Source organism: Pseudomonas sp. 910_21, from assembly GCF_052850735.1.
In genome coordinates this window covers 321,520-343,501 of the sequence record NZ_VXCY01000007.1, presented here as the reverse complement: position 1 = coordinate 343,501, position 21,982 = coordinate 321,520, and the positions used below count along the sequence as shown (strand labels likewise).

The window sequence follows — 21,982 nt, the reverse complement described above, 5'->3', positions numbered from 1 at the left end:
GCCCTTTCGCTGGCAAGCCAGCTCCTACATGCAGGTCGGCGGCATCTCTGTAGGAACCGGCTTGCCGGCGAAGGCGCTGGCAAATCGGGCGCGGGTCTTACGGGCCTCTTCGCTGGCCAGCCAGCTCCTACGGGAAGCGCCGGGGTCAGGCGCGGGCGCGCTGCGGCTGAAGCCGGGTACCGAGGTCGCGCCAGGCGCTGCCCGGGTGGTTCAGCGGCAGCCGAGGACCAGCGCCAAAGAGCTTCTCTCGCAGGGTGCCCGGGGCGTACTCGGTCTTGTAGACCCCGCGCTTCTGCAACTCGGGCACCAGCAGCTCCACGGCATCGATAAAGGTTTCGTGGGTCAGTGCGTAGGCCAGATTGAAGCCGTCGACATCGGTCTCCTCCACCCACTCCTGAAGCAGGTCGGCAACGGTTTCCGGACTGCCGACAAACAGCGGGCCAAAGCCGCCGATCCCCACCCAGTCGGCCAGTTCGTGAGGGGTCCAGACCTTGTTCGGGTCCGCGGTGGAGAAGGCCTCCACCGCCGATTGGATGGCGTTGGTGTGCACATGCTTGAGGGGTTCGTCCGGCTTGAAGCGGCTGAAGTCGATGCCGGTCCATCCGCAAATCAGCGCCATGGCGCCTTCATAGCTGACCCAGGATTTGTACTCTTCGAACTTGGCTTTGGCCTGGGCGTCGGTCTCGCCGAGGATCACCGTCTGCAGGTTGAAGATCAGAATCTTCGAGGGATCGCGCCCGGCCTCTGCCGCTCGGCGGCGGATGTCGGCCACGGTCTTCTTCAGCAGGACCTTGGACGGCGCGGCAACGAACACGCATTCGGCCTGTTCGGCGGCGAACTGCTTGCCCCGGCTCGACGCACCGGCCTGATACAGCACCGGGGTGCGTTGCGGCGAAGGCTCGCACAGGTGAATCCCCGGCACCTGGAAGTGTTTGCCCGCGTGGCGGATCTCGTGGATCTTGCTCGGGTCGCTGAAGATCCGCCGCTCCCTGTCCCGCAGGATCGCGCCGTCCTCCCAACTGCCTTCCCAGAGCTTGTAGCAGACCTCCAGGTATTCCTCGGCGTAGTCGTAGCGCGCATCGTGCTCGGTCTGGGTCTGCTGGCCGATGTTCTTCGCCCCGCTCTCCAGGTAGGAGGTGACGATGTTCCAGCCGGCGCGGCCACGGGTCAGGTGATCGAGGGTGGAAAGGCGCCGAGCGAAGGGATATGGATGCTCGAAGGACAGCGATGCGGTGAGGCCGAAGCCCAGGTGTTCGGTGACCAGGGCCATGGGCGGAATCAATTGCAGCGGATCGTTCACCGGCACCTGGGCCGCCTGGCGGATCGCCGCGTCGCCATTGCCGTTGTAGACGTCGTAGATGCCCAGTACGTCGGCGATGAACAGCCCGTCGAACTTGCCCTTTTCAAGGATCTTGGCCAGGTCGGTCCAGTACTCCAGGTCCTTGTACTGCCAGGAACGGTCCCGGGGATGGGCCCAGAGCCCCGGTGACTGGTGGCCGACACAGTTCATGTCGAAGGCATTGAGGCGAATTTCACGGGACATCACGCAGCACTCCTGAAACCTTGAGGTAGCACGCCATTGAGGCGGTAGTTGCCGATCAGTTGATACTTCCAGCGCAGCGGGTCCTGCAGGGCCTGTGGCTGCGGGGTGCGTTGGCCGGTGAGTTCAAATTCGGCGTTGCCGGCCGCCACCAGGGCCTCGGCGGCAGCGATCGCCGCCTCGGCCAGGGCGATGGCGATCTCCGCCGGGTCCTGATCCTCTTGCAGCCGGTGCTGGGCCCGCTCCTGCAGGGCAACCGCCACTTCGATGCGGATCTGCAGATCGCCAAAGCGGCTGATCACATACGGGTCGTCGCTGGCCCTGTCCAGGCCGCTGCCGGCCCAGGGCCGGGCCTGGTCGCGGACGAAGTCCAGGGTCGTCTGCAGCAGGCTGCGGGCCCGTTGCAGGTCATCGCTGCTGCGGGCCAGGTCGGCCTGGAAGCGGTGGGCGTGGGTCAATGCGTTCATATCCGATTCCTTTCAGTTCCAGGCGTGACGGGGCGGCTTGACGCCGTTGAGCAGGAAGTTGCCGATCAGGTGGTATTTCCAGCGGGCCGGGTCGTGCAGGGTGTGGGTCCGCGCGTTGCGCCAGTGGCGATCGAGGTTGTACTTGGCCGACACCGAGCGGGTGCCGGCCAGCTCGAACAGCTTGCTGGCGGCGAGCAAAGCGCTTTCTGCCGACAGCACCTTGGCCTGGGCCACTAGCAGCGAGGCGTGGGCGACGCTGTCTTCATCGGGCTTGAGCAAGGCCTGATCGATGGCCTGGGCGGCCTTGGTCAGGATGGCTTCGGTGCCATGGACCCGCCATTCCAGGTCGCCGATGGCGGCCTGGGTATAGGGGTCCTGCCAGCCGTGATCCAGGCCGCTGTCGATCCAGGGCCGAGACTGCCGGGCATGGTGCTTGGCGTCCTCCAGGGCGGCGACGGCGATGCCGGTGTCCACCGCGGCCTGGATAATCTGCGAGATCGGGCCGTCGGCGGTGGGCTGGTCGAAGGCCCGATGGGCCGGAATCACCGCGCTGCGCGGTACGTGCACGGCCTTGAGGCTGACCCCGCCGCTGGCGGTGGTGCGCTGGCCGAAGCCGTCCCAGCTGTCGATCACGCTCAGGCCGGGATTGTGGCGCTCGATAAAGGCAATGTGGGCCTGGTTGTGCTCATCCACCGCCACGGCCGGGACAATGTGGGCGAACAAGGCACCGGTGCAGTAGAACTTCTCGCCATCGATCCGCGCCTGGTCGCCGGTGAAGCGGATCTGGGTTTCAAAGGCGCCGACGTGCTTGCTGCCGGCCTCGGAAAACGCGTTACCAAAGCGGTAGCCCTGCAACACCTTGGCGAAGTAGTGCTGTTTCTGCTCTTGGCTGGCGGTTTGCAACAGGATGTCCACCACCCCGAGGTGGTTCTGTGGCAACTGGCCCAGGGATGGATCGGCGGCGGAGATGATCTTGATCACCTCGGCCAGGGTCACGTAGGACACCCCGGCGCCACCATAGGCCTGGGGAATGGTGATGCCCCACAGGCCGCTGGCAGAGAACTCGTCCAGCTCCGCCACCGGCAGGCGCCGTTCGCGGTCGCGCACCGCAGCCTCCACGGCAAAGCGCTGGGCCAGGGCCCGGGCAACGCTGATGGCCTCGGCATCGCTGCGGATGATGTGGGCACTGCAAGAGGGTTGGGCTGGGACTGTCATGGGCCGACTCCGTGTCCTGAAGATCAAGATGAACACCGTTCAGGTGCTCGCTATCAGGACAATTGCAGGAGTCGTGCCTAAATATAATTTCTTTAATTATCAATAAGTTAATGAGTTATTTAGAGAAAGCTCATCAACTGAAAAAAGGCAAAATGTTCAACCACTGTTGGTCAGCCAACAGTGGCCTGCACGCGAGGGCAATCAGAACACCACGTTGCGCACGAAGCGCGTGGCCTGGGCGCCGTCATTGCGATAGCCGTGGGGAACATGACTGGCGAACATAAAGAAATCGCCGCTTTCCAGGCGCCGTTCAGTGTCACCAAAGAACACCGTCAGGCAGCCCTCGAAGACGTAGATCTGCTCGCTCCAGCCTTTGGCATCGCATTCCGAGTGATAGACCTCGCCGGGCTCCAGCTGCCACTCCCACAGCTCCACCTCACGGCTGGCCTCGGCCTTGGCCAACAACACCGCCTTGCTGCCCGGGATGGCACCGGCCCAGGCCAGTTCATTGATGCGGCTCGGGTCCCGGGCATCCGGGGCCTGGATCAGGTCGCTGAAGGCCACGTTCAAGGCTTCTGCCACTCGGTCCAGGGTGCCGAGACTGACGTTCTTCTCCCCCGCCTCGATGGCCACCAGCATCCTCCGGCTGACATCGGACTTTTCCGCCAGAGCGCTCTGGCTCAAGCCTGCGGCATGACGCAGGCGTCGCACATTGAGGCTGACGTGTTGCAGGACCGAAGCCCGCTGAACATTATCTTTGTGCACTATATTGCTCACTCCCTGGTTCTGCGCAGTATACTGCCCAACATTCGGCGCATTGTGCGTCCCCCCCAGGTAGCACGCAAGGCCATGACCTCTACACCCTCCCGCGGATTGCAATTCAAACTGAGCAAGGCCGAAGTCGTCCTGGTGCTGATCACCATGATCTGGGGCGGCACCTTCCTGCTGGTACAGAAGGCCATGAGCGTCAGCGGGCCGATGTTCTTCGTCGGTCTGCGCTTTGCCGCGGCGGCCTGCATCGTCGCCTTGTTTTCACTGCGCCACCTGCGCGGGCTGACCCTGTTCGAACTGCGTGCCGGGACCTTTATCGGCACCGCTATCATGCTCGGCTACGGCTTGCAGACCGTGGGCCTGCAAAGCATTCCCAGCAGCCAGTCGGCGTTTATCACCGCCCTTTATGTCCCCTTCGTTCCCCTGCTGCAATGGCTGTTCATGGGCAAGCGCCCGGGGCTGCTGCCGAGCATCGGCATCATGCTGGCGTTTACCGGGCTGATGCTGCTGTCCGGGCCCAACGGCGCCTCGCTGGATTTCAGCCCCGGGGAGATCGCGACCCTGATCAGCACAGTGGCCATTGCTGCGGAAATCATCCTGATCAGCAGCTTTGCCGGGCGGGTGGATGTGCGCCGGGTCACGGTGGTGCAACTGGCGGTCACCTCGCTGCTGGCCTTTGCCATGGTGCTACCGACCGGGGAAGCCTTGCCGGGGTTTTCCTGGTTGTTGCTGGCCAGCGCCCTGGGCCTGGGGGCCGCCAGTGCGGCGATTCAGGTGGCAATGAACTGGGCACAGAAAAGCGTCTCGCCGACCCGCGCCACCCTGATTTATGCCGGTGAGCCGGTGTGGGCCGGGATTGTCGGGCGGATCGCCGGGGAACGCCTGCCCGCACTGGCGCTGCTGGGCGGGGCCTTGATCGTGCTGGCGGTGATCATCAGCGAATGGAAGCCCAAGGGCCGGGCCGCGGATGCCGATCAACCGGCATTGACCGACCAGGCAGCGGACAGCGTGTAGGAGCCGGCTTGCCGGCGAAGGCGGTCTTGCACCTAGAGCGCGGGGTCGCCGGGGGCGTAGAGCCAGGTGGGGACGGTCAACGAACCCTTGTGCTTGGGCTCCAACAGTACCCGGTCATTTTCGGGCTCGCCGTGGAAATAGAAATAGGCGTGGTAGAGCACGTGCCCCTCGGCAAAGGCACGATCGAAATAGAGCACCGTACCCGCTGGCAGCCGGTAGCTCCGATCATCCCCCATCGGGCCTTCGATGATCAGCGCCTGGCGGGTCTTGAGCATGTCGGGGCGGTCGAGATAATGCTCCACAGCTATCCCCAACCCGGCGCCGAAGGCAGTGAACAGCAAGGCGAAACCGCCCCGTCGAAACAGCCGGCCCATGGCCGATCCTTTTATCGTGTGCACCCTTGTCGATCCTTGTGGTGATTTGACCTGGGCAGGACATTGGCCCCACAGCGCCCGGTGAACGGGCGCATCAGGCATTTCTCTCCTACCTTTGAAAGCGTATGTAACATTTCTTAGGGGGGCCGGGCCGCGCATGGCGGTTGGTGATCGAGGGCCTGGCACGTATTATGCGTCATACTTTTCCGCAGATTAGAAGCCTATGTCCCTGATAGTTCTACTGCTTCTGCCATTCATAGGCAGCTGTCTGGCGGCCCTGTTGCCGCACAACGCACGTAACACCGAATCTCTGCTGGCTGGTCTGGTGGCACTCATTGGCACCATCCAGGTGTCTTTGCTGTACCCGCAGATCGCCGACGGCGGAATTATCCGCGAGGAATATACCTGGCTGCCGAGCCTGGGGCTGAACTTCGTGCTGCGCCTGGACGGCTTCGCCTGGTTGTTCTCGCTGCTGGTGCTGGGCATCGGCAGCCTGGTGGCGCTGTATGCGCGCTACTACATGTCGCCGCAAGATCCGGTGCCGCGCTTCTTCGCCTTCTTCCTGGCGTTCATGGGGGCCATGCTCGGCCTGGTGATCTCCGGCAACCTGATCCAGATGGTGTTCTTCTGGGAGCTCACCAGCCTCTTCTCCTTCCTGCTGATCGGCTATTGGCATCACCGCTCCGATGCCCGCCGCGGTGCCTACATGGCGCTGATGGTCACCGGCGCCGGGGGCTTGTGCCTGCTGGCGGGGGTCATGCTGCTGGGCCATGTGGTAGGCAGCTACGACCTGGATCAGGTGTTGGCTGCCGGAGACAAGATCCGGGCCCACGCCCTGTACCCGGTCCTGTTACCACTGATCCTGCTGGGCGCCCTGAGCAAGAGCGCCCAGTTCCCCTTCCACTTCTGGCTGCCCCACGCCATGGCCGCACCGACGCCGGTCTCGGCCTACCTGCACTCGGCGACCATGGTCAAGGCCGGGGTGTTTCTCCTGGCCCGCCTGTGGCCGTCGTTGTCCGGCACTGAAGAATGGTTCTACATCGTCAGCGGCGCCGGGGCCTGCACCCTGGTGCTGGGCGCCTACTGCGCGATGTTCCAGAACGACCTCAAGGGCCTGCTGGCCTACTCCACCATCAGTCACCTGGGCCTGATCACCCTGCTGCTGGGCCTCAACAGCCCCCTGGCGGCCGTGGCCGCGGTGTTCCATATCCTCAACCACGCCACCTTCAAGGCCTCGCTGTTCATGGCCGCCGGCATCATCGACCACGAGAGCGGCAGCCGCGATATCCGCAAGCTCAACGGTCTGATCAAGCTGATGCCCTTCACCGCGACCCTGGCCATGGTGGCCAGTGCCTCGATGGCCGGGGTGCCGCTGCTCAACGGTTTCCTGTCCAAGGAGATGTTCTTCGCCGAGACGGTGTTCATCAATTCCAGCGCCTGGGTGGAAATCGCCCTGCCGGTGATCGCCACCATCGCCGGGACCTTCAGCGTTGCCTACGCCCTGCGCTTTACCGTCGATGTGTTCTTCGGCGAACCGGCCACCGACCTGCCCCACACGCCCCACGAGCCGCCGCGCTGGATGCGCGCCCCGGTTGAACTGCTGGTGTTCACCTGCCTGCTGGTGGGGATCTTCCCGGCGCAGATCATCGGTCCGCTGCTGGCCGCTGCGGCGCTGCCGGTCGTGGGCGGGACCCTGCCCGAGTACAGCCTGGCCATCTGGCATGGCCTGAATGCGCCAATGATCATGAGCCTGATCGCCATGTCCTGCGGCATCGTCCTCTACCTGCTGCTGCACAAGCCGCTGGTGGCGGGCCGTTTCGCCTACCCGCCGGGCGTGGGTCGTCTCAACGGCAAGTTGTTGTTCGAACGCAGCCTGGTGGGCATGACCCGCCTGGCCCGGCGCCTGGAGCGGCGCCTGAGCACCAAGCGCCTGCAGACCCAGCTGTTCGTGCTGGTGCTGGCAGCGGTGATTGCCGGGTTGATCCCCATGCTCTACAGCCAGCTGACCTGGGGCGACCGGCCGAAGATCCCCGGCTCCATCGTCTTCGTGACCTTCTGGCTGCTGGCCATCGCCTGTGCCCTGGGCGCCGCCTGGCAGGCCAAGTACCACCGTCTGGCGGCCCTGACCATGGTTAGCGTCTGCGGATTGATGACCTGCGTGACCTTCGTCTGGTTCTCGGCGCCGGACCTGGCCCTGACCCAGTTGGTGGTGGAAGTGGTGACCACGGTGCTGATCCTCCTCGGCCTGCGCTGGCTGCCACGGCGGATCGAGGATGTCTCGCCCCTGCCCAGCAGCGTGCCCAAGGCACGCATCCGCCGCCTGCGCGACCTGAGCCTGTCGATCGCCGTGGGCCTGGGCATGGCAGTGCTGTCCTACGCCATGCTGACCCGCCCCACTCCCAACGACATTTCCTCGTTCTACCTCAGTCGGGCCTTGCCTGAAGGCGGCGGCACCAACGTGGTCAACGTCACCCTGGTGGACTTCCGCAGCTTCGACACCCTGGGCGAGATCACCGTACTGGCGGCCGTGGCCCTGACCGTGTTCGCCCTGCTGCGACGCTTCCGCCCGCCCAAGGAAAGCATGCAGTTGCCGGCGCAACAGCGTCTGCTGGCACCGGACGTGGTCACCGATCTGGTCAACCCACGCCAGGCCAGCGACACCGCCCTGGGCTTCATGATGGTGCCGGCGGTGCTGGTGCGCCTGCTGCTGCCGATTGCCCTGGTGGTGTCCTTCTACCTGTTCATGCGCGGGCACAACCTGCCGGGCGGCGGGTTTGTCGCCGGGCTGGTGATGTCGGTGGCCTTCATCCTCCAGTACATGGTGGCGGGCACCCAATGGGTCGAGGCCCAGATGAGCCTGCGGCCGTTGCGCTGGATGGGCACCGGTCTGCTGTTCGCCCTGGCCACCGGCCTGGGCGCCCTGGCCTGGGGCTATCCGTTCCTCACCACCCACACGGTGCATGTGGACCTGCCGCTGTTCGGCGATATCCACATCGCCAGCGCCCTGTTCTTCGACATTGGCGTTTACGCGGTGGTGTTGGGCGCGACCCTGCTGATCCTCACTGCCCTGGCGCACCAATCGGTGCGGGCCCACAAGCCGGCCAGCCAGTCCAAATCCCTGATCAAGAGCGGAGCCGCCTGATGGAAGAAGTCATCGCAATCGCCATTGGAGTCCTCGCCGCTTCCGGAGTCTGGCTGGTACTGCGCCCGCGGACCTTCCAGGTGGTGATGGGCCTGTGCCTGCTGTCCTACGCGGTCAACCTGTTCATCTTCAGCATGGGCAGCCTGTTCATCGGCAAGGAGCCCATCGTCAAGGACGGCGTGCCCCAGGACCTGCTGCACTACACCGATCCGCTGCCCCAGGCCCTGGTGCTCACCGCCATCGTCATCAGCTTCGCCATGACCGCGCTGTTTTTGGTGGTGCTCCTGGCTTCCCGGGGCCTGACCGGCACTGACCACGTCGACGGCCGGGAGCCCAAGGAATGAGTTCGTTGTCCCACCTGATCGTCGCCCCCATCCTCCTGCCGCTGCTGACGGCAGCCATCATGTTGCTGCTGGGGGAGAAACACCGCCCGCTCAAGGCGCGGATCAACCTGTTCTCCAGCCTGCTGGGCCTGGCCCTGGCGGCGTACCTGCTGTACTGGACCCAGGTCCAGGGCGCTACCGGCTCCTTCGGCGTGTACCTGCCGAGCAACTGGCAGGTACCCTTCGGCATCGTCCTGGTGGTGGATCGCCTGTCGGCACTGATGATGGTGCTCACCGGGATCATCGGGGTCAGCGCACTGCTGTTCGCCATGGCCCGCTGGGACAGCGCCGGTGCCAGCTTCCATGCGCTGTTCCAGATCCAGCTGATGGGCCTCTATGGGGCCTTCCTCACCGCTGACCTGTTCAACCTGTTCGTGTTCTTCGAGGTGCTGCTGGCGGCTTCCTACGGCCTGATGCTGCACGGTTCGGGACGGGCGCGGGTATCGTCGGGGCTGCACTACATCACCATCAACCTGCTGGCTTCGTCGCTGTTCCTGATCGGCACGGCAATGATCTACGGGGTCACCGGGACCCTGAACATGGCCGACCTGGCGATGAAGATCCCCCTGGTGCCGGAAGCCGATCGCGGCCTGCTGCATGCCGGCACGGCAATCCTGGCCATCGCCTTCCTGGCCAAGGCCGGGATGTGGCCGCTGAACTTCTGGCTGGTGCCGGCCTATTCCTCGGCCAGCGCTCCGGTGGCGGCACTGTTCGCCATCATGACCAAGGTCGGGATCTATACCGTACTGCGCCTGTGGACCCTGCTGTTCTCCGGGCAGGCCGGGGCCTCGGCCTACTTCGGCAACCAGTGGCTGATCTACGGCGGCATGGCGACGATCTTCTGCGCGGCCCTGGCGATTCTCCCGGCCCAGCGCCTGGAGCGCATGGCCAGCCTGAGCATCCTGGTATCGGCGGGCATCCTGATCTCGGTGATCGGCTTCGCCCAGCCGGCGCTCACCGGTGCGGCGCTATTCTACCTGTTCAGCTCGACCCTGGCGCTGTGCGCGCTGTTCCTCCTGGCCGAGCTGATCGAGCGTTCGCGCTCGGCCGTTGAAGTTCCCCTGGAAGACGAAGGCGAAGTCCTGCCGCGGCCCTTGGGGTCGCAACCGCCGCCCCGGGGCAGCAACCTCGACGACGAGCAACAAGTGGTGGTCGGCCAGGTGATCCCCTGGACCATGGCTTTCCTCGGCCTGAGCTTCATTGCCTGTGCCCTGCTGATCATCGGCATGCCGCCACTGTCGGGCTTTATCGGCAAGCTCAACCTGATCGCCGCCCTGCTCAATCCCCTGGGTCTGGGGGTCAGCGACGGTGCGCCGATCCCAGTGGCGGCCTGGTGCTTCCTGGCGCTGCTGATCCTCTCCGGCCTGGCCTCGCTGGTGGCCTTTGCGCGGCTGGGCATCCAGCGTTTCTGGAGTCCGGAGGAGCGGCCTTCGCCGGTCCTGCGGCGCCTGGAGTGCGTGCCGATCGTGGCCCTGCTCGGGCTCTGCGTGCTACTCAGTTTCAAGGCCGAGCCGCTGCTGCGCTTCACCCAGGCCACCGCCGACAGCCTCAACCACCCGGAGCACTATGTGATGGCCGTACTCGGCACCCGCACTGTGCTCAGCCCTGAAGCCAAGGCCACCCAGGCGGCGGAGGTGCAACCATGAAGCGTCTGTTTCCGGCGCCCTTCCTGTCCCTGGCGCTGTGGCTGCTGTGGCTGGTGCTGAACCTGTCCATCAGCCCCGGCAATCTGCTGCTGGGGGCGATTCTGGGCTTTCTCGCACCGCTGCTGATGCGCCCGTTGCGGCCGTTGCCGATCCGCATCCGCCGCCCCGGCACCATCCTGCGCCTGCTGCTGCGGGTGGGCTGCGATGTGGTGGTCTCCAACCTGATCGTGGCCTGGGGCGTGCTCAACAACGGGCGCCGACCGGTGCGCTCGGCCTTCGTCAAGATCCCCCTGGACCTGCGCGACGCCAACGGCCTGGCGGCGCTGTCCACCATCACCACGGTGGTGCCGGGCACGGTCTGGTCCGAGCTGTCCCTGGACCGCAGCATCCTCTTGCTGCACGTCTTCGATCTGCAGGACGAAGAGCAATTCATCCAGCACTTCAAGGCGACCTACGAGCGCCCGCTGATGGAGATTTTCGAATGAGCGTCCTCTTGAGCAATGCGATCCTGCTGAGCCTGTTCCTGTTTTCCCTGGCCATGGTCCTGACCCTGGTGCGCCTGTTCAAGGGTCCCTCGGCCCAGGACCGGGTCCTGGCCCTGGACTACCTGTACATCCTGGCGATGCTGATGATGCTGGTGCTGGGCATCCGCTACGCCAGTGACACCTACTTCGAGGCGGCGCTGCTGATCGCCCTGTTCGGCTTTGTCGGCTCCTTCGCCCTGGCCAAATTCCTTCTGCGCGGCGAGGTGATCGAATGAACAGCCTGGAGCAACTGCCACTCTGGGTGGAGATCCTGGTGGCTGTGCTGCTGGTGATCAGCAGCGTCTTCGCCCTGATCGGCGCCCTGGGCATCCTGCGCATGAAGAGCTACTTCCAGCGCATGCACCCGCCGGCCCTGGCCTCCACCATGGGCTCCTGGACAGTGGCCCTGGCCTCGATCCTGTATTTTTCAGCGCTCAAGTCCGGGCCGGTGCTGCACGCCTGGCTGATCCCGATCCTGCTGTCGATCACCGTGCCGGTCACCACCCTGCTGCTGGCCCGGGCGGCGCTGTTCCGCAAGCGCATGGCCGGTGACGATGTGCCGGCGGAAGTCAGCAGCAAACGCAGCGAAACCGGCAGCTGAGCACTGCCACCCTAGGTAGGAGCCGGCTTGCCGGCGAAGAGGCCGGTGAGCCTTGCAGCGACTTCGAAAACGCCTTCGCTGGCAAGCCAGCTCCTACACAAGCCAGCGCCTGCAGCGAGCTGGCGGCCCTTCAGGCCCAGGCCAGCACCAGCAGCCCGGCCCCCAGCACCACGCACAGCGGGGAATAGAACAGGGTGTCGAGACGGGCGAACTTCGAGTCGTGCACTTGCTTGAAGAAACCCACCAGCTCGGAGTCGCCAATGGCCCGGGCGAACATCAGCAAGGCAATGGCGCTGATCACCCATTGCAGGGACGGATGGGTCACGGTCGGCAGGTAGAGCCCGACCCGCAGGCACACCAGCATCGCCACCAGCAACAGCCCCACCGCCACCAGCAGCGTGGCCAGGGCCGGTGGCCGGAACGCCGGCTGGCTCTGCCCGGGAGCCGGCCCCGGGACTTCGGGGATCACCGCGTCGCTGCCGCGCTTGCCACCGGCGGCCCAGTACAGATGGATCAGGCTGATGAACAGAAAAGTGCCGGACATCCCCTGTGCAAGCAGAAGATTCATGTTCAGACATCCGTGTTGAAAATGTCGCTGAAGAATGGACCCGATTGCTCGTTTTTGTAAGTACGTTCGTCGCCTTCGATGATAAAGTGCCGCCCCATGAAATTGACCCGTTCCGATCGCTCACTCGTTGCCTGGATGCTCTATTGCTGCGTCCTGTTCAACGTGTTCGCCTGCAGCATCGGCCACGGACAGATGCTCGGCATGCAGCTCAACGGCATCGGCGGGCAGTTCTGCAGCATTGATCCCAACACCCAGGCACCGCTGCAACAACCTGCCGACCAGGACTCCCTGCCCACCCTGTCCAAGGCCTTCGGTTGCCCGTTGTGCTCCACCGGCGGCATGGGTCCGGCACTGAACTCCAGCGTCACCCTGGCGCTGTTGCCCCAACCCCAGGCACCGCCGCTGGCGCGCCAGTTCCTGCCCGAACTTCCCGCCCGTTTCACCTGGCCCGCCGCCCATCCTCGGGCCCCGCCCCACGCCTGATTCTTGCTCGTGCTCAACCCGCCCACTGCGCTGCTGCGCGGCGCGCTGTCGTGGGCCTTTTCCTAGTCAAGAATTCAGGATGCACCCATGAAACACCTTCCTTTACTGGCGAGCCTGCTGGCCTGCCTGTCCGTCAACGCCTGGGGCAAATCCGGCCTCGAGCTGGCCCCGGCCACCGTCAATGCCGAAGAGACGGACGCGGAGCCCGGCCTGTCCCTGGAGCAGTCGAGCGGCATGGCCTCGCGGCTGGGCCTGAGCCTGCGGGAGACCCCGGCCTCGGTGGCGATAGCCAGCCGCCAGGACATCGAGCGACGTGGCGCCCAGACCTTCCAGGACGCCGCCAATGCCCTGCCCGGGGTCAACGCCAGCGCACCGCCGGGATTCGGCGGTTTCATCTCCTACCGCGGCTTCACCAGCAGCCAGATCACCCAGATGTTCAACGGCATCAACGTCGCCACCGGCCTGGCGCGGCCGGTGGACGCCTGGATCTATGACCGGGTGGAACTGGTGGGCGGCCCCTCGTCGCTGATCAATGGCGCCGGCTCCGTCGGCGGCTCGCTGAACTACGTGACCAAACTGGCGGACCGCCGCGAACAGGCGGCCGAGGGCCTGCTCAGCTACGGCAGCTACGACACCACGCAAACCGCCTTCGGGGTCAATCACGCCCTGAGCCCGGCGGGGGCCGAGGTGCAGCATTACGCACGTTTGGATGTCAGCCACAACACCAGCAACGGCTACATCGACCGCCAGCAGCGCGATGCCTGGAGCCTGGCGTTCTCCCTGCTCAGCGACCTGACCCCGGACCTGTCCCACACCCTGGCCGTGGAGTATCAGGACGAGCACGAAGACAGCCCCTACTGGGGCACCCCGGTACTCAATCCCAAGGCCGGCGAGCTGAAGATCGACAAGCACAACCGCTTCAACAACTACAACGTCGCCGACGGCCTGTATGAGCAGCGCACGGTTTGGCTGCGCTCGATCATCGACTACCGGATCAACCCCAGCACCAGCCTGCGCAACACCCTCTATCACCTGGACAGCCAGCGCGACTACCGCAACCTGGAGACCTACCAGTACAACGCCGACAACAGCCGGGTGAACCGCTCCACCGCCTATCTGGTGCGGCACCAGGGCCAGCAGGACGGCAACCAGTTCGAGCTGCGTCATGACGATCAACTGTTCGGCCTCGACACCACCTGGTCCGGAGGGTTCGAATACAAGGTCAACAGCACTACCAGCTCACCGTGGAACGTGTCGGCCAACAACAGCGTGGACCCCGGCCATTTCCAGCCGGGGTACTTCTATGACCTGAAGGGCACCCGTCAGAGCTGGGTCAAGGACAAGACCAACCAGGTCACCACCCGTGCCTTGTTCATCGAAAATCGCCTGGCCCTGACCGACGAGCTGTCCCTGCTCAGCGGCTTGCGCTATGACGCTATTGACCTGGACGTGACCAACCACCGAGTGATCACCGTCAGCAACCCGCGGCATCTCAAGCGCAGCTGGGAGCCGGTCACCGGGCGCCTGGGGCTGACCTGGCAGTTCCTGCCCAGCGCCAACGTCTACGTGCAATACAGCACGGCCGCCGAACAGCCCAGCGGCACCCAGAACTTCGACGTGTCCACCGGCAAGCAATGGGAAGTGGGCAGCAAGTTCGACTACCTGGACGGGCGCGGCTCGGCGACCCTGGCGGCCTACCGCATCGAACGCAAGGACTTTGCCGTCACCGATCCCCAGGACCCGACCAACAGCATTCCCGTGGGCCAGCAGACCTCCAAGGGCATCGAACTGGCCAGTTCCCTGCGGGTCACCCCCAAGCTGCTGGCAGAGGCCAACTTCGCCTGGGTGGACGCCGAATATGACGAATTCAACGAAAAGATCGCCAGCGGCGCCGTGGTCTCGCGCAAGGGCAACACCCCGACCAACGTCCCCGAGCGGGTGGCCAACCTGTGGCTGACCTATGACCTGGCCCCAAGCTGGCAGACCGGCGTCGATGCCCGCTACGTGGCCTCGGTGTACGCCGACAACGCCAACACCCAGACCCTACCGGCCTACACCCTGTACGGCAGCTTTCTGCGCTACCAGGTCGACAGCCACACCACCCTCACCGGCCGGGTGCGCAACCTGACCAACGAGGTCTATGGCAGGTTCGCCCATGTCTCCCCGGCTTACTACCTGGGCACCCCACGCACCTTCGAACTGGCGGTGCAGACCCGTTTCTGACCGGCTTGCGGGCCTCTTCGCCGGCAAGCCGGCTCCTACGGGAATATCGTGCGGTGTCAGGGCGGCCGTAGGAGCTGGCTTGCCAGCGAAGGCGTCGCCATGGACGGTGCAAGGCTTGCGGGCCCTTTCGCCGGCAAGCCGGCTCCTACTACAGGGCGGCGGCGACTTTGGCGGCGATGTCCTGGGGCACCCAGTTGCGCCAGAGGTCAGGATGCTGCTTGAGGAAGGCCCGGGCCGCGTCACGGGGGGCGCTGTGGTTTTCGCTCATCTGCGCCAGGGCCTGGTTGAGGGGCTCGATGGGCAGGTCCACCTGGCTAAAGAAGTTCACCAACTGCGGGTACTGTTTGTGGAATGGCGCAGACACGCCGATGGACAGTTTCGAGGCCAGGGAACGGGTCGGACGCGGGTTGGGGTTGTCGGCGTCGGTCAGGGTCTTCCAGGCCTCGGCATCAAAGGGCGGCTCTTGCAACTGGACCAGTTTGAAGCGCCCCAGCAGCGGCGTCGGTGACCAGTAGTAGAACAGGATCGGCTTGCCCCGACGGATCGACGAACTGATCTCAGCATCCAGGGCTGCGCCGGAGCCACTGCGAAAGTTCACGTAGCTGTCCTTCAGGCCATAGGCCTTGAGCTTCTGCTGGTTGACGATCTCCGAGGTCCAGCCAATCGGACTGTTGAGAAAGCGCCCCTTGTTCGGACTCTCCGGGTCCTTGAACACATCTTTGTAGCGCACCAGGTCGGTGACGCTGCGCAACTCCGGCGCGAGGGCCACGATGCCCTTGGCGGGGTCGCCCTTGATCACATACTCCGGCACCCACCAACCTTCGGTGGCGCCCTTGACCGTGTCCCCCAGGGCCAGCACCTTGCCTTCGGCCTCGGCCTTGACCCACACCGGGCTGCGACCCGCCCATTCTTCGCCAATCACCTGGATATCGTTGTTGGCCAGGGCGGTTTCCAGGGTGATGGTGGTGCCGGGCAGCGTATCAGTGGGCAGGCCGTATCCCTTCTCGACCACGATCCGCAGGATCTCGGTAATCAGGCTGCCGCTTTCCCAATTCAGGTCGGCGAAGTGAATCGGCGCGGGGGCCGCTGCCAACGGTGGCGCGTTCAAGGCGGCAAGGGCCAACAGGCTGCTGGCCAGCAGCGCTCGAAATCCTTTCATGGGGTGCACCTCTCGGGTCGGAACCAGGGCAATAGGGACGCGCAGCGCAAAGACGCCAGGCCCCTGAAGCATTCAGTCAACTGACTGTAGTAGAGGTTCCGTTTTTTCAACCGAGGGCCAGGCCCGGATCGCCCCTCAAGGGTCCGCCGACTCCTGCAGCCGCTGCAACTCGCGGCGCACCATGCTGGCGTAAGCCGCCGGGCGCAGGTGATACAACTGGCCAGCGACCCAGTTCAGCCAGGCGCCCTGCAAGCGCGCCTTCTCGGCGAACAGGCGTTGAGCTTCGTCACACGCGGCCTGCTGGTGCTGCTGGTGAAACTCGGCGCGGCTCTGGCTCATCACTCGCTGGCCTTGAAGCTCACCAGTTCGCCCTTGCGGAATTTGGCAGCCTTGGCGCTGACCGCCTTGAGGGTCTTGCTCAAGCCTTCCTGCAATTGCTCGTTGGCGGCGAAGACCATCACCACCGAGTGACCTTCCCTGAACACTATCCCCTGCCCCTGGGGGCTGCTGACAAAGGCATAGTCGCCCAAGCCATAGACCGTCAGCTTGATCTCGCGAAAGCGGATCTCCAGCTTGCCGCCTTCACGGCTGGGCAGCACGGCGGCGCGAAAATGATCGCCCACCTTGAGTTCCAGCCGAGGCTTGTCGTCCACCACCAACGCGGACTCGGTATCGATCTCGGCGATGTAGATGCCTTCGGCGGACTGTTCGGTGATGTAGACAAAACGAGATTGGAACTGCTTGACCAGCTTTGCGCGCAAATCACCCAAAACGAACAACGCATGCATTTCAAGATTACTTACTGCCAAGGAACACTCCCCGATACTCAAAATGGTGCCGTCCGAGGAAAAACGGACAGCACAAAAAAATCGCCATGACGGCGTAGTCAACCCAATCAGTGACCCAAAAAACCCACAAGTGAACCCGGCACTCCTGGCCACGACGCTGACGCCGGCGCTGAGCAACGGGCATTTCGCCGATGCATCAGGCTCATGTCGAAGGCTGTAGGAGTTGGCTCTGACATCCCGCAAAGCGTGGCGGCGCGTTAACTGGAGTGGGTACTGAAACCGGCCTGCTGGCCGGATACACCCTGATCATGATTCCCCAGATCGGCAGCCACTTCGGGTCGCAGAGGTAATTCTAGAGCAACTTTGTGCATTTCGACTATTTAAAGCAACCGAGCACTAGTCGGGCGACTAGTCATACAAAGACCGCTGTTGGACATCAGCCGGTAATGTTGCCGGGAGTCTGTGCTCGACGGCCGGACATTCTAGCCAGTAATACTCTGATGCAGTGGGCTGAATTGCCGGAGTTCTGCATAAGGATTTGCGCATAGGAAGTTTCAGCTTAGAACCTCAGAATAATCTTTACCTAGAGCAAGGTGACATAACTCAGCCCGTCACCACCTAACAACTGCCATACTCCGCCACTGGTTGAATGACCGCAGCACGCGGTGTTCAAGCACTCACTCATCTCCAAGGGAAGGCTAGAAGTGACCGAACTAGATATTGGCGAGTTTTTCATTCGTGGCGAGTGCAGAGAAGTCGAAGGCGAATTCCAGGCCGTGATTGCCATGCGCGCCAAACCCCCACTGACCCAGATCACCTTCCACCAGGTAGAACGCGACCGCTGGTTCAAGACCTCAGAAGAAGCTGCAGCGGCGGCCAGGGAATCCGCCAAGGCCCTCAAGCTGGCCATCGACCAGGGCGCCCTGAACGCCTGATACCCGCCCCAGCGCGCCGCCCAGGGACCCAGCGGCGCCACCGTGACCCAGGCGAGATCCGTTTAAGAGCATCATGATGATTAACTTAAAACCACCGACTCGCCTTCGGGCCCTGCCTGCAACAACCTGAATCCCTACATCCGCCCCTGCCGTTCAAGACGCTACCCGCCACTCAGGCATCAAGCCGAATGCTGGAGCGCATGGCGCCCGGACCGGCACTGCGCCAATTGCGTCTGCCAGGCCTGCCGGCACTCCTCGGCCTCGACGCGGCTGGCAAAGGCAGTGCCACGTTGTTCGCCATTGACCAGCACCACCCAGCACGCCTTGCGTCCCAGATCCCGCAGCATGGGGGGAACACCGCTGCCGATCATCACTGCTACATCAACCTTGCTGTGCATGGAGAACCTCCAGAAATTAGTTAGCTCCCTAACAATGTAGGGAATACTAGTCAGTTCCCGGCGCCTGGAACAGTCAGATTCTGCACAGCAGTGTTACGCCCCTGGTAACAATGTTCTCTCAGCCCTTGCGCTGGGGCGGCGCCTGCTCGGGCTTGTAGCCCAGGCGCAGCCCACCCCAATGCCGCCCCTGGACCCAGATCGGCACCGACAAGTCATGCATCAGTTCGCCGGTATCCCGGGTATAGGTTTGCAGCAACAACGGTTGCTGGTGACTGCCACAACGAATGCCGGTGCGATCGGCGAACTTGCGCTTGCTGCGGTTATGCAGGTTGTCCACCACGGGATCGCCGGTCAGCGGTTGGGAGAAGGCCTGGTTGTGGGTCGGTACATAACCTTCCTGGGTACAGGCGATGGCGAACACCAGGCCGTCATGGCGCGGCAGCAGGGATTCCTGGATCGGCGGCAGTACCTGGTCGGTGTAGCGGTCGAAACGGGTCTGGTACCTGGCCGGATCGGTGTTGGCAATCAACTGGTAGTGGCGGTCGAACAGGTCGTCGAGGCTGATGCGGTTCTGCGCCAGATCGGTCTCGAACTGCTCGGCGATACGCCGGGCACCTTCACGGGCCAGGTCATAGATACGCTGGTGGTAGTCATCCAGTCCCACAGCCGCCAGACGTTCGCTGATGGTTTCCGCCTGCCCTTCCATCTGCACCGCGGCCTGGGCCAGGCTGCGGGTCTGCTGATCGCTGACCGCCAGATCGCTGCGCATCTGCTCCACGGCATGGAACAGGCTGTCCAACTGTTCGCGGTTGGTCTCGGCGCCCCGGGCAATCTCGCTGACCTGGCCTTCTACCCCCGCTGCCAGCCGGGCGATGTTGTCCAGGTGCCGGCCGGTGTGTTCCACCTGTTCCACCCCCAGGTTCAGGTCGTCGGACAGCTGGCGGATCTGCTCCACCACATCGCTGGTACGTTGCTGGATATCGGCCACCATCACCCCGACCTCATCGGTGGCCGTGGCCGTACGTCCGGCCAGCCCGCGCACTTCGTCGGCGACCACGGCAAACCCCCTTCCGTGCTCCCCGGCCCGGGCGGCCTCAATAGCCGCATTCAGGGCCAGCAGGTTGGTCTGGCTGGCGATGGACTGGATCACCAGGGTCACCCGCTGGATCTCTTCACTGCGCTGGCTCAAGGCCTCGATCAGCTCGCGGCTGCCACTGGCCCGTTCGCTCAGGGAGTGCATGCGACTGATGGACTCCCCCAGCACCGTGCGCCCTTCGGCGCTGCTGGCGTGGGCTTCACTGGCGGCCTCCAGGGCTTGCCGGCTGAGTTGCGAGGTGGCCTGTTCGGTCTTGATCATCACTTCGGCGTTGCCGACGATGCGCGCCGCGGCATCCAGCTGGGATTGCAGCTTGCCCGCCAGTTGCGTCACCGAATAGGCCACGCCAGCAGCGGACAGGGCGTTATGGGTGGTGCTGTAGGAGAGGTCGCGGGTCAGCGTCGACAGTTCACTGTCGGCCGTTGTTGCCGGCGCCAAGGGCACTTTGCGGCCTCTCAGCCGGGGCAGCCAGACCACCAGCACCGCCACGGGCAGGCACAGGTACAGCGGCCAGTCACCCAGTGCCTGGCCGCCCAGCAAGCCCATCAAGGCCGCGCTCTGCAAAGTCGGCGCCCACCAACGGGCAGCGGCGGGTGTTGTTGCCAGCGGTTGCGCGAGCGGCACCGCTAGAGATCCATCTCTTGACATGTTTAGCACCCCACATCGTTCTAATTATTTTCGGCATTAGACGCCACTAGAAGGCCATTATCCATGGTCCCTTAGTCGGGGGTTTGCAGTAGATCAAGGGAATGAGCGGGTATGGAGCCGTACCCGGAAAAACAAAGCCCCCGCTGTGGCGGGGGCTGGCGATCAGGCTTGACGCTGATGCTTGTCGATCTGCTCGTGGCGCTCTTGGGCTTCGATGCAGTACTTGGTGGTCGGGCTGATCAGCAGGCGCTTGAGGCCGATCGGCTCGCCGCTGTCGTCGCACCAGCCGAAGCTGTCGTCACTGATCCGGCCCAGGGCCTGCTCCAGTTGCGGCAGCATGCGCTGGTCGCGATCAATGGCGTTGACCAACCAGGTGCGCTCTTCTTCGACGGAAGCGGCGTCGGCCGGGTCAGCCGGGGTGTCCAGGCTTTCAATGGCGATCCGGTTCTGCTCGATGCGCTCGTGGGTTTCCACCTTCATGGCTTGCAACAGGTCGCTGAAAAAAGCGTGCTGCTCGGCATTCATGTAGTCATCCGCCGGCATGGCCAGCAACTTATCCTTGGTCATTGATTTCTCTATAAAAAATACGTGCATTAAGGCGAATTCAAACTGTTTCCGGTTGACCCGTCAGGTCATCAGAAAGGCGCCATACGTTCCAAGCGCCACCCGGCACTCAATTTACGAGGGGCGGCAGTCTAAGGCCGGTTTGAGGGCGCAGCAACTGAAATGACAGCGAATCTGTCCGACAAACCGCACAAAGCCCGCAATTGCGGGCTTTGGTGGCGCTTGTCAGAGTGCTTTTATAACAAAAAATTCCATACGAGCAGGTCTGTTAGAAGACAAACGGCAGTACCGGACGGCGGATTCGAGCCTTTTACCCCCATTTCTCACCCCCCGTAGAAGCCGGTTTGCCGGCGAATAACCATCTTGTGGACCCCTGCGCCGACAAGCCAGCGCCTGCAACAGCCAGGCGCATCAGCGTTTGAGCTTGCGCTTGTTGCGGTACTGGTCGATGACCACCGCCACCACAATGATCAGGCCCTTGATGATGTCCTGGATGTAGGCATCCACCCCGACAAAGGTGAAGCCGCTGGCCATGACACCAAGAATCAGCGCACCGATCACCGTGCCGGTGATGCGCCCCACGCCACCGGCCAGACTGGTGCCACCGATCACGGCTGCGGCAATCGCATCCAGTTCATAGGACATGCCCATCCCCGCCTGTCCGGTGGCGGCCCGCGCCGAGGCCACCACCCCGGCCAGCCCCGCCAGCAGTCCGGCGATGCTGTAGACGATCACCAGATGGCGCTTGACGTTGATCCCCGAGGTACGCGCCGCCTGCATGTTGCCGCCGATGGCGTAAGTGTATTTGCCGTACTTGGTGTAGCGCAGGGCGATGTGGAAGATCACCGCCACCACCAGGAAGATGATCACCGGCATCGCCCCGTGACCGATGGCGATGTAGGAATCCGAGAGCATGCTCACCGGCTGGCCTTCGGTGTAGTAGCGGGCCAGACCGCGGGCCGAAACCATCATGCCCAGGGTGGCGATAAAGGGCGGAATGCCAGTAATGGCGATGATGCTGCCGTTGATCGCCCCGGCCAGCAGGCCGACCCCCAGCCCGGCCACCACCGGTATCCACACCGGCAAATCGGTCAGGGACGGAAACACCGCCCGGGAAAAGTCCGAGGTCTGGGCCAGGCTGGCGGCAATCATCGCCGACAGTGCCAGCACCGAGCCCGAGGACAGGTCAATGCCCGTGGTGATGATCACCTGGGTCACGCCAATGGCCAGCAGGCCGATGATCGACACCTGCAGGATCATCAGCACCAGGCGTTGGGAGTTCATCAGGAAGCTCTGGTCACGCACGATCCAGCCGAACAGTTCGAAGACCAGACCGATGCCGATCAGGACCAGAAAAATACTCAGTTCAGTGGGAAAGCGCCGGCGCGTTCTAGCGGGCGCCGCGGCCGGTTTGTTTTCAGACATCACGTTCATAACCACTCA

The 21,982-nt window shown here is 63.8% G+C and carries 23 protein-coding genes; 10 read left to right on the top strand and 13 right to left on the bottom strand.

Annotation, left to right across the window (positions count from 1 at the left end; all coding sequences use genetic code 11):
* Positions 1-145: 145 nt before the first annotated feature.
* The 4 genes from FW796_RS23060 to FW796_RS23045 form a co-directional block, all read right to left on the bottom strand.
* Positions 146-1,543, bottom strand: coding sequence for an LLM class flavin-dependent oxidoreductase (locus tag FW796_RS23060; protein WP_446440106.1), 1,398 nt, complete (start codon positions 1,541-1,543; stop codon positions 146-148).
* Positions 1,543-2,007, bottom strand: a complete 465-nt coding sequence (locus FW796_RS23055; protein WP_346632655.1) for an acyl-CoA dehydrogenase — start codon at positions 2,005-2,007, stop codon at positions 1,543-1,545. The genes FW796_RS23060 and FW796_RS23055 overlap by 1 nt, the downstream gene beginning before the upstream one ends.
* Before the next feature lie 12 nt (positions 2,008-2,019).
* On the bottom strand, positions 2,020-3,222 hold the full coding sequence (locus FW796_RS23050) for an SfnB family sulfur acquisition oxidoreductase (protein ID WP_446440105.1): 1,203 nt from the start codon (positions 3,220-3,222) through the stop codon (positions 2,020-2,022).
* Between the two features lie 201 nt (positions 3,223-3,423).
* Entirely contained in the window at positions 3,424-3,987 is a 564-nt protein-coding gene (locus FW796_RS23045; protein WP_317072960.1) for a helix-turn-helix domain-containing protein, read from the bottom strand.
* Between FW796_RS23045 and FW796_RS23040 the strand changes: the two genes are divergently transcribed.
* A complete protein-coding gene (locus FW796_RS23040) occupies positions 3,982-5,007 on the top strand; it encodes a DMT family transporter (protein ID WP_346632653.1) in 1,026 nt (341 codons plus the stop codon). The genes FW796_RS23045 and FW796_RS23040 overlap by 6 nt on opposite strands.
* Positions 5,008-5,039: 32 nt before the next feature.
* Here FW796_RS23040 and FW796_RS23035 read toward each other — a convergent pair whose 3' ends face one another.
* Positions 5,040-5,381, bottom strand: a complete 342-nt coding sequence (locus tag FW796_RS23035; RefSeq protein ID WP_346632652.1) for a hypothetical protein — start codon at positions 5,379-5,381, stop codon at positions 5,040-5,042.
* Positions 5,382-5,604: 223 nt separating this feature from the next.
* On the opposite strand from FW796_RS23035, the gene FW796_RS23030 reads away from it, so the two are divergent.
* From FW796_RS23030 to FW796_RS23005, 6 genes are read left to right on the top strand one after another with little or no spacing between them, the layout of a single operon-like run.
* Complete coding sequence (locus FW796_RS23030; RefSeq protein WP_446440104.1) at positions 5,605-8,523, top strand: monovalent cation/H+ antiporter subunit A; 2,919 nt, start codon at positions 5,605-5,607, stop codon at positions 8,521-8,523.
* Positions 8,523-8,867 carry a Na+/H+ antiporter subunit C gene (locus tag FW796_RS23025; protein WP_011060906.1) on the top strand — a complete coding sequence of 115 codons (345 nt, stop codon included), beginning with the start codon at positions 8,523-8,525 and terminating at the stop codon, positions 8,865-8,867. Before FW796_RS23030 ends, FW796_RS23025 begins: the two co-directional genes overlap by 1 nt.
* Positions 8,864-10,552, top strand: coding sequence for a monovalent cation/H+ antiporter subunit D (locus FW796_RS23020; RefSeq protein WP_346632650.1), 1,689 nt, complete (start codon positions 8,864-8,866; stop codon positions 10,550-10,552). The genes FW796_RS23025 and FW796_RS23020 overlap by 4 nt, the downstream gene beginning before the upstream one ends.
* Positions 10,549-11,037: a Na+/H+ antiporter subunit E gene (locus FW796_RS23015; protein WP_346632649.1), complete on the top strand. Its 489-nt coding sequence runs from the start codon at positions 10,549-10,551 to the stop codon at positions 11,035-11,037. Before FW796_RS23020 ends, FW796_RS23015 begins: the two co-directional genes overlap by 4 nt.
* Entirely contained in the window at positions 11,034-11,312 is a 279-nt protein-coding gene (locus FW796_RS23010) for a K+/H+ antiporter subunit F (protein WP_346632648.1), read from the top strand. The genes FW796_RS23015 and FW796_RS23010 overlap by 4 nt, the downstream gene beginning before the upstream one ends.
* Positions 11,309-11,677 (top strand): Na+/H+ antiporter subunit G, encoded by a 369-nt coding sequence (locus tag FW796_RS23005; protein ID WP_446440103.1) that lies wholly within the window; start codon positions 11,309-11,311, stop codon positions 11,675-11,677. Before FW796_RS23010 ends, FW796_RS23005 begins: the two co-directional genes overlap by 4 nt.
* Before the next feature lie 130 nt (positions 11,678-11,807).
* Here FW796_RS23005 and FW796_RS23000 read toward each other — a convergent pair whose 3' ends face one another.
* Entirely contained in the window at positions 11,808-12,245 is a 438-nt protein-coding gene (locus tag FW796_RS23000) for a DUF3995 domain-containing protein (protein ID WP_346632646.1), read from the bottom strand.
* Positions 12,246-12,341: 96 nt separating this feature from the next.
* Between FW796_RS23000 and FW796_RS22995 the strand changes: the two genes are divergently transcribed.
* Positions 12,342-12,728, top strand: a complete 387-nt coding sequence (locus FW796_RS22995) for a DUF2946 domain-containing protein (protein WP_346632645.1) — start codon at positions 12,342-12,344, stop codon at positions 12,726-12,728.
* Between the two features lie 87 nt (positions 12,729-12,815).
* Entirely contained in the window at positions 12,816-14,951 is a 2,136-nt protein-coding gene (locus tag FW796_RS22990) for a TonB-dependent receptor (RefSeq protein WP_446440102.1), read from the top strand.
* 148 nt (positions 14,952-15,099) lie between these two features.
* Here the strand turns inward: FW796_RS22990 and FW796_RS22985 are convergent, their stop codons facing one another.
* The 3 genes from FW796_RS22985 to FW796_RS22975 form a co-directional block, all read right to left on the bottom strand.
* On the bottom strand, positions 15,100-16,110 hold the full coding sequence (locus FW796_RS22985; RefSeq protein WP_446440101.1) for an ABC transporter substrate-binding protein: 1,011 nt from the start codon (positions 16,108-16,110) through the stop codon (positions 15,100-15,102).
* 135 nt (positions 16,111-16,245) lie between these two features.
* Entirely contained in the window at positions 16,246-16,449 is a 204-nt protein-coding gene (locus FW796_RS22980; RefSeq protein WP_446440100.1) for a hypothetical protein, read from the bottom strand.
* Positions 16,449-16,919, bottom strand: coding sequence for a hypothetical protein (locus tag FW796_RS22975; RefSeq protein ID WP_346632642.1), 471 nt, complete (start codon positions 16,917-16,919; stop codon positions 16,449-16,451). Before FW796_RS22975 ends, FW796_RS22980 begins: the two co-directional genes overlap by 1 nt.
* Positions 16,920-17,602: 683 nt before the next feature.
* Here FW796_RS22975 and FW796_RS22970 point away from each other — a divergent pair.
* A complete protein-coding gene (locus tag FW796_RS22970; protein WP_102864456.1) occupies positions 17,603-17,833 on the top strand; it encodes a hypothetical protein in 231 nt (76 codons plus the stop codon).
* A gap of 179 nt (positions 17,834-18,012) precedes the next feature.
* On the opposite strand, the gene FW796_RS22965 is transcribed toward FW796_RS22970, so the two are convergent.
* The 4 genes from FW796_RS22965 to FW796_RS22950 all read right to left on the bottom strand — a co-directional run bounded on the left by FW796_RS22965 (position 18,013) and on the right by FW796_RS22950 (position 21,973).
* Positions 18,013-18,231 (bottom strand): hypothetical protein, encoded by a 219-nt coding sequence (locus FW796_RS22965; protein WP_346632641.1) that lies wholly within the window; start codon positions 18,229-18,231, stop codon positions 18,013-18,015.
* Between the two features lie 118 nt (positions 18,232-18,349).
* The gene (locus tag FW796_RS22960; RefSeq protein WP_446440099.1) at positions 18,350-19,975 is read right to left on the bottom strand and encodes a methyl-accepting chemotaxis protein; all 1,626 of its coding nucleotides are present in this window, start codon (positions 19,973-19,975) and stop codon (positions 18,350-18,352) included.
* 162 nt (positions 19,976-20,137) lie between these two features.
* A complete protein-coding gene (locus FW796_RS22955; protein WP_123723309.1) occupies positions 20,138-20,542 on the bottom strand; it encodes a TraR/DksA family transcriptional regulator in 405 nt (134 codons plus the stop codon).
* 408 nt (positions 20,543-20,950) lie between these two features.
* Complete coding sequence (locus FW796_RS22950; RefSeq protein ID WP_446440098.1) at positions 20,951-21,973, bottom strand: ABC transporter permease; 1,023 nt, start codon at positions 21,971-21,973, stop codon at positions 20,951-20,953.
* Positions 21,974-21,982: the final 9 nt, after the last annotated feature.

Excerpts from the sequence above, each read along its gene's own strand:
- FW796_RS23060 (WP_446440106.1), bottom strand. The coding sequence starts at position 1,543 with ATGTCCCGTGAAATTCGCCTCAATGCCTTCGACATGAACTGTGTCGGC.
- FW796_RS23055 (WP_346632655.1), bottom strand. The coding sequence starts at position 2,007 with ATGAACGCATTGACCCACGCCCACCGCTTCCAGGCCGACCTGGCCCGC.
- FW796_RS23050 (WP_446440105.1), bottom strand. The coding sequence starts at position 3,222 with ATGACAGTCCCAGCCCAACCCTCTTGCAGTGCCCACATCATCCGCAGC.
- FW796_RS23035 (WP_346632652.1), bottom strand. The coding sequence starts at position 5,381 with ATGGGCCGGCTGTTTCGACGGGGCGGTTTCGCCTTGCTGTTCACTGCC.
- FW796_RS23030 (WP_446440104.1), top strand. The coding sequence starts at position 5,605 with ATGTCCCTGATAGTTCTACTGCTTCTGCCATTCATAGGCAGCTGTCTG.
- FW796_RS23025 (WP_011060906.1), top strand. The coding sequence starts at position 8,523 with ATGGAAGAAGTCATCGCAATCGCCATTGGAGTCCTCGCCGCTTCCGGA.
- FW796_RS23020 (WP_346632650.1), top strand. The coding sequence starts at position 8,864 with ATGAGTTCGTTGTCCCACCTGATCGTCGCCCCCATCCTCCTGCCGCTG.
- FW796_RS23015 (WP_346632649.1), top strand. The coding sequence starts at position 10,549 with ATGAAGCGTCTGTTTCCGGCGCCCTTCCTGTCCCTGGCGCTGTGGCTG.
- FW796_RS23010 (WP_346632648.1), top strand. The coding sequence starts at position 11,034 with ATGAGCGTCCTCTTGAGCAATGCGATCCTGCTGAGCCTGTTCCTGTTT.
- FW796_RS23005 (WP_446440103.1), top strand. The coding sequence starts at position 11,309 with ATGAACAGCCTGGAGCAACTGCCACTCTGGGTGGAGATCCTGGTGGCT.
- FW796_RS23000 (WP_346632646.1), bottom strand. The coding sequence starts at position 12,245 with ATGAATCTTCTGCTTGCACAGGGGATGTCCGGCACTTTTCTGTTCATC.
- FW796_RS22995 (WP_346632645.1), top strand. The coding sequence starts at position 12,342 with ATGAAATTGACCCGTTCCGATCGCTCACTCGTTGCCTGGATGCTCTAT.
- FW796_RS22990 (WP_446440102.1), top strand. The coding sequence starts at position 12,816 with ATGAAACACCTTCCTTTACTGGCGAGCCTGCTGGCCTGCCTGTCCGTC.
- FW796_RS22985 (WP_446440101.1), bottom strand. The coding sequence starts at position 16,110 with ATGAAAGGATTTCGAGCGCTGCTGGCCAGCAGCCTGTTGGCCCTTGCC.
- FW796_RS22980 (WP_446440100.1), bottom strand. The coding sequence starts at position 16,449 with ATGAGCCAGAGCCGCGCCGAGTTTCACCAGCAGCACCAGCAGGCCGCG.
- FW796_RS22965 (WP_346632641.1), bottom strand. The coding sequence starts at position 18,231 with ATGCACAGCAAGGTTGATGTAGCAGTGATGATCGGCAGCGGTGTTCCC.
- FW796_RS22960 (WP_446440099.1), bottom strand. The coding sequence starts at position 19,975 with ATGTCAAGAGATGGATCTCTAGCGGTGCCGCTCGCGCAACCGCTGGCA.
- FW796_RS22955 (WP_123723309.1), bottom strand. The coding sequence starts at position 20,542 with ATGACCAAGGATAAGTTGCTGGCCATGCCGGCGGATGACTACATGAAT.
- FW796_RS22950 (WP_446440098.1), bottom strand. The coding sequence starts at position 21,973 with ATGAACGTGATGTCTGAAAACAAACCGGCCGCGGCGCCCGCTAGAACG.